This window comes from Enterobacter cloacae complex sp. 418I7, from assembly GCF_050030705.1.
GTDB classification, from domain to species: domain Bacteria; phylum Pseudomonadota; class Gammaproteobacteria; order Enterobacterales; family Enterobacteriaceae; genus Enterobacter; species Enterobacter intestinihominis.
Window position 1 is genome coordinate 998032 of the sequence record NZ_JBLGUU010000001.1, and the last position, 12986, is coordinate 1011017.

The window sequence follows — 12986 nt, forward strand, 5'->3', positions numbered from 1 at the left end:
AATCTTAACGGATCTTTTACGGTGAAGGTGGAAACATGGACGAGCTTTACATCCTTGGCTGTTTGTTCCTGGTTTTTGCGCTGGTCGTGGCCCCCGTGCTTGCGGTGATAGGCTTTAATCGAAGCACGGCGGCGCGGCAGGAGATCGCCCGGCTTCGCCAGCGCATTGAGGCGCTTGAGCAGCACGGTGTAGCTGAGAAAGCGCCGGAGCCGGTGCAGACCGCCGCGCCAGTGGAGACACCAGCGCCGGTGCCAGAGGCCGTTAACGCACCTGTCGATCCCTGGCGTCCCGAACCGCCCGTCACTGAAGCAGAACCTGCGCCTGTCCCGGCGGCAAAACGGCCTTCCGCCTTTGGCGGCATCCTGTCCTCGCTGACGCGCTGGTTTATGCAGGGCAATCCGCTGGCAAAACTGGGGATTGTACTGCTCTTCCTCGGCCTCTCTTTCCTGCTGCGCTATACCGTTGAACATTCACTGTTTCCGCTTGAGCTGCGTCTTGCCGCCACGGCGCTGTTTGCCATGGTTCTGCTGGCCGTTGGATGGCGGCTGCGGCACAGGCAGCGGATCTACGCGCTGATCCTCCAGGGCGGGGCGACCGGCGTGCTTTACCTGACCGTCTTTGGCGCATTCCGGCTGTGGCAGATGCTGCCGATGACGCTGGCGTTTGCGCTGCTGGTGGTGATTTGCGCGGCGAGCGTCGGGCTGGCCGTGCTGCAAAAGGCGCTGAGCCTTGCCATGCTGGCGAGCCTGGGCGGATATCTTGCGCCGCTGCTCCTGTCTACCGGGGGCGGTAGCTTTGTGGCGCTGTTCTCCTTCTATCTTCTGCTCTCCATCGGCATTCTCGTCATCAGCATCTGGCAGCACTGGCGCGAGCTCAACCTGCTCGGGCTGCTCTTCACGTTTGGCGTTGGCGGAGTGTGGGGGCTGAGCGACTACCAGCCTGAAAACTATGTTATCTGTCAGCTGTTCCTGATTGCCAATACGCTTATTTTTGGCGTGTTTAGCGTAGCGCTGTCGCTGCGGGCGCAGGAAAAAGGTAAACAGATTATTGACGGCGTACTGCTGTTTGCCCCGCCGCTGATTGGTTTTGGGATGCAGTACGGCATGACGTCGCACTGGACGTACGGCCCGGCGCTCAGCGCGCTGGGTTATGGTGCGTTTTATCTCTCACTGGCGTTCCTCGCGCTGCGACGTTACCCCTCCATTGGGCGACCACTGATTATGGCGGCGCTGGCGATTGGCGGCGGGTTTGCCACGCTTGCCATTCCGCTGGCGCTTTCGGCGCGCTGGACGGCGATGGCCTGGGCGCTGGAGGGGCTGGGTATCCTCTGGCTGGGCGTGCAACAGCAGCAGCGGCGTATGAGCTATAGCGGGACGGCGCTGCTGGTGCTGGCGCTCGGCAGCGCGATATGGGCGCAGATGGACGGCGTCACCTCCCTGAGCCTGCTGCTTATTTTCGCAGTGCTCAGTCTTTGCTGGCTGGCTGCGGCCTGGCTGTGGCAGAAAATCGTGCTGTCGGGCAGTTGGGCGCTGCTGGTCGGTGGGCTGCTGTTCTGGTTAGTGGCGCAACTGGGTGCGTCGCAACTGATCCTCAAGACAGAATTATCGGTTCTTGCGGGCGTGCTGGCGCTGACGGCGGTGTCGGCCTGGGGATGGCGGCAGGCTGCCGCTCGTCTGGCATGGCGGGAGCTGGATGCCAGCAAATGGCTGCTGTGGCCGGTGATGCTGCTGATGGTGCTTTATCAGGTCTGGCAACAGCAGATCCTGGCAGCCGGCTGGGCAAATCTGGCCTGGGCTATTGCGCTGCCTGCCGCCCTGATGATGCTGCGGCGCGACGAAGATAAACTTCTTCCGCGCATCGCAATGGGGCTGCATCTGTCGCTGTTGTGGATGATTTTACTCGCCATGGCCGCCGAGCTTTACTGGTTTGCCCGCTCCCTGCCATGGGGCATGGCGGCCTGGGGAAGCGGCATTGCGATGGCTGTCGGCGGTGGGGTGATTATGGCACTCTCCGCGGCCGTACGGCGTCGCGGGTGGCCGTTCCGGGTATGGCCTGCGCTCTACGCCTGCCTTGCCGTGATCCCTGTGGTTGTGGCGCTGGTGGTATTGCTGGTCGTGACTAATTTCCAGGACGGGGTAGTCTATCGACAGACCTGGCTGCCGCTGGTGAACCCGCTTGAGGAAGGGGCGGCGTTCGCGCTGCTGGGGCTGGTGGTGTTTTATCGGGCAGTGGATCGCCACTATCCGGCATCGCTTGCTCAGTCCCGACCGTGGCCCGCCGTTGTGCTGATGGCGCTTGGCTTCTGGTGGCTAAACGGCGCGCTGCTGCGCGCGCTGGCGTGGTACGGCGAGGTGGCCTGGAATATGGAGTCGCTGTGGCATTCGCGGCTTATCCAGACCACCTTTGCCCTGTTCTGGATGTTCTGCGCGCTGGTGGTCATGATCCGCGCCACCCGTCAGGCCTCCCGTCAGCAGTGGCTTGGCGGTGCGGTGCTGCTGGGGGTGGTCATGCTCAAACTGATGCTGGTGGACAGCGCGGGCGGTGGCGGCCTGGCGCGTGCTGTCGCGTTTATTGGCGTGGCGATCCTGGTCCTGATTGTGGGCTATTTCTCGCCGCTACCGCCTAAAGCAGGAGAAGAAAAATGAAATGGATGAATGCGGTTGTTTGTGCGGCACTGCTGGCCGTGGCCGGTCCGGCATTCAGCGAGGGCGCGCCGGTGGAATCCCCGCGGGATTATGCCTATGGCCTGTCCCTTGATACCTCTGCCTCTTCGCCGTGGTATCGGGTCATGCTGCCGCTGGCGGTTTATCAGCAGAGCACATCGCCCGATCTGCGCGACGTGCGCGTGTTTAATCAGTCGGGCGAGCCGGTACCGTTCAGCCTGGTTACCACGACGCGTCCGCAGCCGGCACCGACCACCACGGCGCTGCGCCTCTTTGCGCTTAACGCCTCGACGGGCGGGGAAGAGGGCAGTGGCGATAAAATTATGTTACGTGCCAGAAACGGCGTGGAGATTGTGCTGGAAGGGCAACACGCGGCGGCTGCCGGACAGCATTATCTGCTGACCCTGCCGGAAAACGCGACGGAGGTTCCGCTCTCTCAGCTCCAGCTTTTCTGGGACACGCCGCAGGGCTCGTGGCAGGGGACGGCATCGGTCTATTACAGCGAGGATCTAAAAAACTGGTATACCCTGCGCGAAGAGATGCCCCTGCTGGACGTGATGAGTGGACAGGATCGCCTGAAGCTCGACCGCATCGATACCGATCTGGTGTTATCTCCTGAGGCGAATCGCTATCTGCTGCTGGTGCTGAACACGGGGCGTTCAGCCCTGACGTTAACCGGCGTCAACGCGATTAACGCTCCTGCGCAGCCGGAATCAGAGCACATTAGCCTGGCGGGAGAGGGGGAGCGGCTATCCGATAGCGAAGCCGTGTGGCGCTGGACGCATCCGCAGCCTCTGAGTGCGATCGCCTTCATGCTGAATGGCGACGGCGTTCTCCCGGCAGAAATAGCCTGGCGGGGGGCGGACAAGGATCGGTGGCATACGCTGAAAAAAGAGGTGATCTACCAGCTCGGCGGCAAAACGTCTGAACCTGTTCCGCTCCCGGGCGGGCTGGTCGAGGCGGTAAAAATCAAGACCTTCAATGCGCGTTTGCCAGAGAACCTGCCGGGCGTGATCGGGCAACGCGTGCGCTATGATCTGGTGTTCAACGCGCAGGGGAAGGGGCCGTATCTGCTTGCGTGGGGGAACGGGGCTGCGAAACCGGCAAGCGTGGAGACGGATATGCTGATCCCGACCGAACTGCGTAAAACCTACGATCTGGCAGCCCTGCCGATGGCGGATACGCTGGAACCTGTCCCGCTGGGCGGCGAGGCGCGTTTAACCGCGACGTCTGCGGCTGAGCAGGAAAGCAGAATGAAAACGCTGATGGTCTGGGGCGTACTGATCGTCGGGGTGATGGTGCTTGCGGGTATGGCATGGCGCATCTGGCGCGAGGTAAAAAAAGACGGCGCAGCATAAGCCATAAAAAAACCCGCGTAGTCGCGGGTTTTTTTCGTAAACCGTGCCGATTACAGGCTGGATACGTTCTCAGACAGGTATTTAGCTACGCCGTCTGGGGAAGCAGCCATACCTTCTTTACCTTTTTCCCACTGAGCCGGGCACACTTCACCGTGCTCTTCGTGGAACTGGAGCGCGTCAACCATGCGCAGCATTTCGTCAATGTTACGACCCAGCGGCAGATCGTTCACAACCTGGTGACGAACGATGCCGTTCGCGTCGATCAGGAAAGAACCACGCAGCGCAACGCCAGCGTCCGGATGTTCGATACCGTAAGCCTGCTGGATTTCACGTTTGATGTCCGCAACCATCGCGTATTTCACCGCACCGATGCCGCCGTTTTCGACAGGGGTGTTACGCCATGCGTTGTGTACAAATTCAGAGTCGAAGGAGACGCCAACCACTTCCACGCCACGCTTCTGGAATTCTTCGTAACGTTTGTCGAACGCGATCAGCTCAGAGGGGCAAACGAAAGTGAAGTCCATTGGCCAGAAGAACAGAACGGTCGCTTTACCGTTGGTGTGCTGTTTGAAGTTGAAGTTTTCAACGATTTCACCGTTGCCCAGAACGGCGGCAGCTGTAAAATCCGGAGCCGGACGAGTTACCAGAACCATATGATTCTCCTGTAGATACTAAGGTTATTTGGAACGCAACGCGGGCCAGTATAGAGGCAGCGCGGGAATAAGACAAAGAGGTGATAACAATCGTTCCACCAGCTTTTACCTATCAATCGAACCGGCATCACAGTTCTTTATTTTTCGCCTGCGCCATCATGCGCGGGTAGAACTGCCAGAAGCGCGTTTCCAGCGCGTCATAATGTTCGTCCAGGTCGTGCCAGGAGTCGCGCAGCGCGTCCAGACGCGGTCGACGGCTGGCCATGCCGTTGAGCACGTTCTGAATGAAATCCATCTCGCGGTAACGCTCCAGCCAGCGTTCAGACCACAGATAGTTATTCAGATTCACAAAGCGCGGTGGGGAGTCCGGCAAAATGATCGACACCTGCGCGTGGGCGTAGCGCACAAACTCAGGCAGCGACATATCAGGCGACAGCTGGGACCAGTGGCGCGACAGGAAATGATCCCACATGACGTCGAGCGTGATCGGCGCCACGCGTCGCGTTTCGGGGCGGAACCAGGCTTTGGCTTCCGTCACTTCCGGCAGGTTATCGGTCAGCACGTCGATGCGGCGGTGCATAAAAATCCCGTCGATAACCTCGGGGGAATAATCTTCCGCGGGGTTGCCGCGTACGAAATCGGCCAGCAAATTGCCGGAGAGGGAGCTGTCCGCGAGGTGAGCGAGATGCAGGTGAGCGAGAAAATTCATGCGTTTTATTCGTCCGGTGGCGGCTAGTTGTTGCAGCAAAAGGGTGTGAGCACTAGACTATGCCGCCTGTTTTTAAGTCACGAGTATACGTCATGCGCGTCGCCGATTTCTCCTTTGAACTACCTGAATCCCTGATTGCTCACTACCCCATGCCTGAGCGTAGCAGCTGTCGCTTGCTGTCACTGGACGGGCCAACGGGCGCGCTGACGCACGGTACTTTCACCGATCTGCTCGACAAGCTCAACCCTGGCGATTTACTGGTCTTTAACAATACCCGCGTGATCCCAGCGCGTCTGTTTGGCCGTAAAGCCAGCGGCGGCAAGATTGAGGTGCTGGTCGAACGTATGCTCGATGATAAACGTATTCTGGCACATATTCGCGCATCCAAAGCGCCGAAGCCGGGCGCTGAACTGCTGCTGGGTGATGACGAGAGCATCAAAGCGACCATGACCGCGCGTCACGACGCGCTGTTCGAGGTGGAGTTTAACGACGAGCGCACGGTGCTGGATATCCTCAACGCCATCGGCCACATGCCGCTGCCGCCGTACATTGAACGCCCGGATGAAGAAGCCGACCGCGAGCTGTATCAGACCGTCTACAGCCAGAAGCCTGGCGCAGTGGCGGCGCCAACGGCGGGCCTGCACTTTGATGAACCGCTGCTGGAAAAGTTGCGCGCCAAGGGTATTGAGATGGCCTTCGTGACGCTGCACGTCGGCGCGGGGACGTTCCAGCCGGTGCGCGTGGACAGCATCGAAGACCACATCATGCACTCTGAGTATGCCGAAGTGCCGCAGGAGGTGGTTGATGCGGTGCTGGCGGCGAAAGCGCGCGGTAGCCGCGTCGTGGCCGTCGGTACAACGTCGGTACGTTCCCTTGAGAGCGCTGCGCAGGCCGCGAAAAAAGAGCTGATTGAGCCCTTCTTTGGCGATACGCAGATCTTTATCTACCCGGGCTATCAGTACAAAGTCATTGATGCGCTGGTGACCAACTTCCATCTGCCTGAATCGACGCTGATTATGCTGGTCTCCGCGTTTGCGGGGTATCAGCATACGATGAACGCCTACAAGTCTGCGGTAGAACAAAAATATCGCTTTTTTAGCTACGGTGACGCGATGTTTATCACGTACAATCCGCAGGCTTTGAATGAGCGTGTCGGGGAATAAGTCCGCGGCACCGTGTTACAACGTTGGACTGTTTTTCTGACGTCGGAGAAAAAATGAAATTTGAACTCGATACCACCGATGGCCGCGCGCGTCGCGGTCGCCTGGTGTTTGATCGCGGCGTGGTAGAAACCCCCGCGTTTATGCCTGTGGGCACGTACGGCACCGTAAAAGGAATGACGCCGGAAGAAGTTGAAGCCACTGGCGCACAGATTATTCTCGGCAACACCTTCCACCTGTGGCTGCGTCCAGGCCAGGAGATCATGAAGCTCCACGGCGACCTGCACGACTTCATGCAGTGGAAAGGCCCCATCCTCACCGACTCCGGCGGTTTCCAGGTCTTCAGCCTGGGCGATATCCGTAAGATCACCGAGCAGGGCGTACACTTCCGTAACCCGATCAACGGCGATCCAATCTTCCTCGATCCGGAAAAGTCTATGGAGATTCAGTACGATCTCGGCTCCGATATCGTGATGATCTTCGACGAATGTACGCCATACCCGGCGGACTGGGACTATGCCAAACGTTCCATGGAGATGTCCCTGCGTTGGGCGAAGCGTAGCCGCGACCGTTTTGACTCCCTGCAAAACAAAAATGCGCTGTTCGGCATTATCCAGGGCAGCGTTTACGAAGATTTACGCGATATCTCGGTTAAAGGTCTGGTAGAGATAGGCTTTGATGGCTACGCTGTCGGCGGTTTGGCTGTGGGTGAGCCGAAGGAAGATATGCACCGTATTCTGGAGCATGTCTGCCCGCAAATCCCGGCGGATAAACCACGATACCTGATGGGTGTGGGTAAACCAGAAGATCTGGTGGAAGGCGTACGTCGCGGCATTGATATGTTCGACTGCGTTATGCCAACCCGAAACGCACGTAACGGTCATCTGTTCGTTACCGATGGCGTGGTGAAAATCCGTAACGCGAAGCATAAGAGTGACACCAGCCCGCTCGATTCCGAGTGCGATTGCTATACCTGTCGCAATTATTCTCGCGCGTATCTGCATCATCTCGATCGTTGCAACGAGATTTTGGGGGCGCGTCTCAATACCATTCATAATCTTCGTTATTATCAGCGCTTAATGGCTGGTTTACGTAAGGCTATCGAAGAGGGTAAATTAGAGAGCTTCGTGACCGATTTCTACCAACGTCAGGGGCGGGATGTTCCACCGTTGAACGTTGATTAATTTTAATAATGAGGGAATTTGAATGAGCTTTTTTATTTCTGATGCGGTAGCAGCAACGGGTGCACCAGCGCAGGGCAGCCCGATGTCTCTGATTCTGATGCTGGTTGTGTTCGGTCTGATCTTCTACTTCATGATCCTGCGTCCACAGCAGAAGCGTACTAAAGAGCACAAAAACCTGATGAACTCCATCGCGAAGGGCGATGAAGTCCTGACCAATGGTGGCCTGGTGGGTCGCGTAACCAAAGTAGCGGAAAACGGCTACATTGCTATCGCCCTGAACGACACCACTGAAGTGGTTATCAAACGTGACTTCGTAGCTGCCGTTCTGCCGAAAGGCACCATGAAGGCGCTGTAATCCCAACTTTTCCCAAAGGGAACTGCCGTGTTAAACCGTTATCCTTTGTGGAAGTACATCATGCTGGTCGTCGTGATTATCGTCGGCCTGCTGTACGCGCTTCCCAACCTGTATGGTGAGGATCCGGCCGTTCAAATCACTGGCGCGCGCGGTGTCGCCGCCAGTGAGCAAACGCTGATCCAGGTCCAGAAAACGTTACAAGAAGAAAAAATTACCGCTAAGTCTGTGGCACTGGAAGAGGGCGCAATTCTTGCTCGCTTCGACACCACCGACACGCAGCTCCGCGCACGTGAAGCGCTGATGGGCGTGCTGGGTGATAAATATGTCGTGGCGCTTAACCTTGCTCCTGCAACCCCACGCTGGCTGGCTGCGCTGAACGCAGAGCCAATGAAACTGGGTCTTGACCTGCGTGGCGGCGTTCACTTCCTGATGGAAGTGGATATGGATACCGCGCTCGGCAAGCTACAGGAACAGAATATCGACAGCCTGCGCAGCGATCTGCGCGATAAAGGCATTCCGTACACCACCGTACGTAAAGAAGATAACTACGGCATGAGCATCACGTTCCGCGACAGCGCGGCACGCGATCAGGCTGTGACCTATCTGTCTCAGCGTCACCGCGATCTGGTGATCACCTCTCAGGGCAGCAACCTGCTGCGTGCGGTAATGACCGACGCGCGTCTGAGTGAAGCACGTGAGTACGCCGTTCAGCAGAACATTAACATTCTGCGTAACCGTGTAAACCAGCTGGGCGTGGCTGAGCCATTGGTACAGCGTCAGGGTGCTGACCGTATCGTGGTCGAACTGCCAGGTATCCAGGATACCGCCCGTGCGAAAGAGATTCTGGGCGCGACGGCGACTCTGGAGTTCCGTCTGGTTAACGCCAACGTTGACCAGGCTGCTGCGGCTTCAGGCCGTGTGCCGGGCGATTCCGAAGTGAAACAGACCCGCGAAGGCCAGCCGGTTGTGCTGTACAAACGCGTGATCCTGACCGGTGACCATATCACCGACTCCACTTCAAGCCAGGATGAGTACAACCAGCCGCAGGTTAACATCTCGCTGGACAGCGCAGGTGGCAACATCATGTCTAACTTCACCAAGGACAACATCGGCAAGCCGATGGCGACCCTGTTCGTGGAGTACAAAGACAGCGGTAAGAAAGACGCCAATGGCCGTGCCGTGCTGGTGAAAGAGGAAGAGGTGATTAACATCGCCAACATCCAGTCTCGTCTGGGTAACAGCTTCCGTATTACCGGTATCAGCAACCCGAACGAAGCGCGTCAGCTCTCTCTGCTGCTGCGTGCCGGTGCGCTGATTGCGCCAATTCAGATTGTTGAAGAGCGTACCATCGGTCCAACCCTGGGTATGCAGAACATCAAGCAGGGTCTGGAAGCGTGTCTGGCCGGTCTGGCGGTGTCCATCATCTTCATGATCTTCTTCTATAAGAAGTTCGGCCTGATTGCGACCTCCGCGCTGATTGCCAACCTGGTGCTGATCATCGGTATCATGTCCCTGCTGCCGGGGGCGACGCTAACCATGCCGGGTATCGCGGGTATCGTTCTAACCCTTGCGGTGGCGGTCGACGCCAACGTACTGATAAACGAACGTATTAAAGAAGAGCTGAGCAACGGTCGTTCTGTACAGCAGGCGATTGAAGAAGGCTACAAAGGGGCGTTCAGCTCCATCTTCGATGCGAACGTAACAACACTGATTAAGGTTCTTATCCTGTATGCAGTGGGTACTGGCGCGATCAAAGGCTTTGCGATTACTACCGGTATCGGTGTCGCAACGTCGATGTTTACCGCTATTGTCGGCACCCGTGCCATCGTGAACCTGCTGTACGGCGGCAAGCGCGTCAAAAAGCTGTCTATCTGAGGAGTGCGTTGTGGCACAGGAATATACTGTTGAACAATTGAACCACGGCCGTAAAGTCTGGGACTTTATGCGCTGGGACTACTGGGCCTTCGGCATTTCAGGTTTTCTGCTGATCTTGTCCATCGTCATTATGGGCGTGAAAGGCTTTAACTGGGGTCTGGATTTCACCGGTGGTACGGTGATCGAAATTACCCTGGAAAAACCGGTCGATATGGACCAGATGCGTGAGTCTCTGCAAAAAGCGGGCTTTGAAGAGCCGTTGCTACAGAACTTCGGCAGCAGCCGCGACATCATGGTGCGTATGCCGCCGGTACACGATGCCAACGGCAGCCAGGAGCTGGGCAGCAAGGTCGTTCAGGTTATTAACGAAACGACCAGCCAGGATGCAACGGTCAAGCGTATTGAGTTTGTCGGCCCGAGCGTTGGTGCTGACCTGGCACAGACCGGTGCGATGGCGCTACTGGTGGCGCTGATCTCGATTCTGATTTACGTCGGTTTCCGCTTTGAGTGGCGACTGGCGGCAGGCGTGGTTATCGCTCTGGCGCACGACGTGGTGATCACCATGGGCATACTGTCTCTCTTCCACATTGAGATTGACCTGACGATTGTGGCATCCCTGATGTCCGTTATCGGTTACTCACTGAACGACAGTATCGTGGTATCTGACCGTATTCGTGAAAACTTCCGTAAGATCCGTCGCGGCACGCCGTACGAAATCTTTAACGTGTCGTTGACCCAGACGCTGCACCGTACGTTGATCACCTCCGGCACCACCCTGATGGTGATCCTGATGCTGTTCCTGTTCGGTGGCCCGGTGCTGGAAGGCTTCTCGCTGACCATGCTGATCGGTGTGTCTATCGGTACGGCCTCGTCTATCTACGTCGCGTCCGCGCTGGCGCTGAAGCTGGGCATGAAGCGCGAGCATCTGATCCAGCAGAAAGTCGAGAAAGAAGGGGCGGATCAGCCGTCCATTCTGCCGTAAGAGTCTTATGCGGTATCGAAATCCCGGCCTGCTGGCCGGGATTTTTTTTGTCTACTCCTGACAGTATGCATACCGCTGCTTCCGGCTCGACAGGTGCCTCAATATTGTGCAGACGGAGAGACGCTTTAGCGAAAGTGCGGACAGAGCTCTGGCAGATTTTTTGCGGAAGGTGAAGCAGTAAAAAGCCGGGTGGCGGCTACGCCTTACCCGGCCTACATTCGGATCGTAGGCCCGGCAAGCGCAGCGCCACCGGGCGAAGTCCGCACAGGTTAGAAGTTGTAACCCACGACCAGGTAACCACCCCAACCGGTAGAACGTACGCTGAAGTCGCCGTTGCCGAAGTTCAGGCTGGCGTCGTCGTTCCACTGGCCACCGTTGTGCCAGTAACGCGCAACAACAGAGTAGTGCCAGTGATCGTAGTTCAGCGCCAGAATGTGGCTGGAGGCGATGGAGTTACTGGTACGAGCATGCTTCCCGTTGTTGTCATAGAAGTTATCGTCGCCCAGGTCTGAACCCCAGTCAAAGTTAGTGAAGCCGATATAGCTCAGGTTACCGCCCCACAGTTGAGTGATTGGCACAAAGTATTTCACTTTGAAACGGTAGCCATCCCACTCGTTCTCATTTGATGCGCCATAGTTCTGCCACTGGTATTTCGCATACACGTTCAGTGACAGGCTCATTGGCAGGCCGGTTTCGATGTCAGTACCCAGACCCATATACCAGGTGCTCTGTTCCTGAGAATCGTTGCGACCCATGTCATAGATGTAGTTGTTCGCGAAGTACCACTCTTTGAACGGACCAAACGCCAGGCTGGTGCCGGTCAGTTTGTCGATAGAGAAACGCGGTTCGATTTCCATGAACAGCGGGGAGCCATTGTTCCAGATACCTTTCGCATCGGAGTTACCGCCGAAGAATACCGGCAGATCGACGTAGCCGTAGAAATCAAACCAGTCTTTCTTGGCAAACGCTTCGTATTCCAGGTAGGTATCGTTGCGGATCTGCGGCCCGAAACGGGTGTGGTAGCTGCCTACCACGTTAACGCTCTGGTGCCACCAGTCGGAGAGGTATTGTGGTTTGTCGTTTTCCGCTGCGTTAACAGTGAAAGAGGAGGACAGTGCCAGCACGGCGCCAGCTGCGAGTAATGTTTTTTTCATAATCATGCCACTGATTGAAATTCCCTTCCGGGAGTGAAAAATGCGCGAATTGCGTTTCTAAATATTTCGTGTTTCTGCGGAGCCTATTATAGGAATCCTTGCTCACAAAAATATGTGTTGTTTCACATATCTCTCACATACGTAATCGATTGCGTTCACGTTTGCGTACTTTAAACGGCCGGGATTGTAGCGGCAATCATTTATGTTGCCAATCCATACGAAATGTAAATGTTAGCGGAGTGACATTTCACTCCGCTAAAAGGGCGGGTTATTGCGCGGCAGGTTGAATGTCGTGAATGCGGATAAAGCCCAACTGTTCTGGCGTCAGTCCGCTCAGCTGGAGCGGGATATCAACATCGCTCGGTGCCAGCGTGCTGGCGGGGGCGGTGAAGAGCTGATTCTTCACATTCACCTCCTGATAGCTCTCCGTGGTGCCCTGAATCTGGCCCCACTCTACGGTGCCGCTGAAGGCGGGAAGCGGATCGTTGGATTCACCCTGAATGCGTAATGTTGCGCGCGTACCATCGGCATTCGCTGCAACATTCACCAGAGACATCTTTAGCGTGCCAATCTGGCTGTTCAGACGCGCGGGCGTGTTTGCGCCCGGCAATAAATAAACGCCATTGCTGGATTTGGCATTCAGCGCGTTCTGCTGGGTGATCTTCACGGTTTCTTTATTAAGTTTGTCCATCGCCACATTGAGCGTATTCACGCTTTGTTTCATCTCGCGAACTTCACTTTGCTGTGCGCAGGCGCTGAGCGTGAACAGGCTCCCAACCAGCACTATTTTCAGGTAACGTCTTGTCATTGCGTTTAATTCCTTGAAATCACACATTGCTGCAATGGTAGACAGGATAGTGGCGTCAGGCATAGATCCTTTGTCTCAAAAAGCT

Annotated in this window: 11 protein-coding genes and 1 pseudogene; 8 read left to right on the plus strand and 4 right to left on the minus strand. The window is 56.7% G+C overall.

The features are described from left to right. The first annotated feature begins 35 nt into the window (after positions 1–35). Together ACQG0S_RS04755 and ACQG0S_RS04760 are read left to right on the plus strand one after the other, a co-directional pair. A complete protein-coding gene (locus ACQG0S_RS04755) occupies positions 36–2645 on the plus strand; it encodes a DUF2339 domain-containing protein (protein ID WP_048966053.1) in 2610 nt (869 codons plus the stop codon). Further along, on the plus strand, positions 2642–4021 hold the full coding sequence (locus tag ACQG0S_RS04760) for a DUF3999 domain-containing protein (RefSeq protein ID WP_063137855.1): 1380 nt from the start codon (positions 2642–2644) through the stop codon (positions 4019–4021). Before ACQG0S_RS04755 ends, ACQG0S_RS04760 begins: the two co-directional genes overlap by 4 nt. A gap of 50 nt (positions 4022–4071) precedes the next feature. Here ACQG0S_RS04760 and ACQG0S_RS04765 read toward each other — a convergent pair whose 3' ends face one another. Together ACQG0S_RS04765 and acpH are read right to left on the minus strand one after the other, a co-directional pair. Next, positions 4072–4674: a peroxiredoxin C gene (locus ACQG0S_RS04765; RefSeq protein ID WP_003859113.1), complete on the minus strand. Its 603-nt coding sequence runs from the start codon at positions 4672–4674 to the stop codon at positions 4072–4074. 127 nt (positions 4675–4801) lie between these two features. Next, positions 4802–5383, minus strand: coding sequence for an ACP phosphodiesterase (acpH, locus tag ACQG0S_RS04770; protein WP_032624760.1), 582 nt, complete (start codon positions 5381–5383; stop codon positions 4802–4804). Between the two features lie 92 nt (positions 5384–5475). Here acpH and queA point away from each other — a divergent pair, with 92 nt between their 5' ends. The 6 genes and pseudogenes from queA to ACQG0S_RS04800 form a co-directional block, all read left to right on the plus strand. Next, positions 5476–6546: a tRNA preQ1(34) S-adenosylmethionine ribosyltransferase-isomerase QueA gene (gene queA / locus ACQG0S_RS04775; RefSeq protein WP_022647221.1), complete on the plus strand. Its 1071-nt coding sequence runs from the start codon at positions 5476–5478 to the stop codon at positions 6544–6546. Between the two features lie 53 nt (positions 6547–6599). After that, positions 6600–7727 carry a tRNA guanosine(34) transglycosylase Tgt gene (tgt, locus tag ACQG0S_RS04780; RefSeq protein ID WP_003859110.1) on the plus strand — a complete coding sequence of 376 codons (1128 nt, stop codon included), beginning with the start codon at positions 6600–6602 and terminating at the stop codon, positions 7725–7727. Positions 7728–7749: 22 nt separating this feature from the next. Beyond that, positions 7750–8082 (plus strand): preprotein translocase subunit YajC, encoded by a 333-nt coding sequence (gene yajC / locus ACQG0S_RS04785; protein WP_003859109.1) that lies wholly within the window; start codon positions 7750–7752, stop codon positions 8080–8082. A gap of 27 nt (positions 8083–8109) precedes the next feature. After that, on the plus strand, positions 8110–9957 hold the full coding sequence (gene secD / locus ACQG0S_RS04790; RefSeq protein WP_048966731.1) for a protein translocase subunit SecD: 1848 nt from the start codon (positions 8110–8112) through the stop codon (positions 9955–9957). A 10-nt stretch (positions 9958–9967) separates the two neighbouring features. Next, on the plus strand, positions 9968–10939 hold the full coding sequence (secF, locus tag ACQG0S_RS04795) for a protein translocase subunit SecF (protein WP_003859105.1): 972 nt from the start codon (positions 9968–9970) through the stop codon (positions 10937–10939). A 70-nt stretch (positions 10940–11009) separates the two neighbouring features. Then, positions 11010–11120 (plus strand): annotated as a pseudogene (locus ACQG0S_RS04800) (DNA-binding transcriptional regulator); the annotation flags it as partial. Positions 11121–11208: 88 nt separating this feature from the next. On the opposite strand, the gene ACQG0S_RS04805 reads toward ACQG0S_RS04800, so the two are convergent. Both ACQG0S_RS04805 and ACQG0S_RS04810 read right to left on the minus strand, forming a co-directional pair. After that, entirely contained in the window at positions 11209–12093 is an 885-nt protein-coding gene (locus ACQG0S_RS04805) for a nucleoside-specific channel-forming protein Tsx (RefSeq protein WP_032621817.1), read from the minus strand. A gap of 268 nt (positions 12094–12361) precedes the next feature. Further along, complete coding sequence (locus tag ACQG0S_RS04810) at positions 12362–12901, minus strand: DUF3251 domain-containing protein (RefSeq protein WP_003859100.1); 540 nt, start codon at positions 12899–12901, stop codon at positions 12362–12364. Between the last annotated feature and the right edge of the window lie 85 nt (positions 12902–12986).

Excerpts from the sequence above, each read along its gene's own strand:
- tgt (WP_003859110.1), top strand. The coding sequence starts at position 6,600 with ATGAAATTTGAACTCGATACCACCGATGGCCGCGCGCGTCGCGGTCGC.
- ACQG0S_RS04810 (WP_003859100.1), bottom strand. The coding sequence starts at position 12,901 with ATGACAAGACGTTACCTGAAAATAGTGCTGGTTGGGAGCCTGTTCACG.
- acpH (WP_032624760.1), bottom strand. The coding sequence starts at position 5,383 with ATGAATTTTCTCGCTCACCTGCATCTCGCTCACCTCGCGGACAGCTCC.
- ACQG0S_RS04760 (WP_063137855.1), top strand. The coding sequence starts at position 2,642 with ATGAAATGGATGAATGCGGTTGTTTGTGCGGCACTGCTGGCCGTGGCC.
- ACQG0S_RS04765 (WP_003859113.1), bottom strand. The coding sequence starts at position 4,674 with ATGGTTCTGGTAACTCGTCCGGCTCCGGATTTTACAGCTGCCGCCGTT.
- yajC (WP_003859109.1), top strand. The coding sequence starts at position 7,750 with ATGAGCTTTTTTATTTCTGATGCGGTAGCAGCAACGGGTGCACCAGCG.
- queA (WP_022647221.1), top strand. The coding sequence starts at position 5,476 with ATGCGCGTCGCCGATTTCTCCTTTGAACTACCTGAATCCCTGATTGCT.
- ACQG0S_RS04755 (WP_048966053.1), top strand. The coding sequence starts at position 36 with ATGGACGAGCTTTACATCCTTGGCTGTTTGTTCCTGGTTTTTGCGCTG.
- ACQG0S_RS04805 (WP_032621817.1), bottom strand. The coding sequence starts at position 12,093 with ATGAAAAAAACATTACTCGCAGCTGGCGCCGTGCTGGCACTGTCCTCC.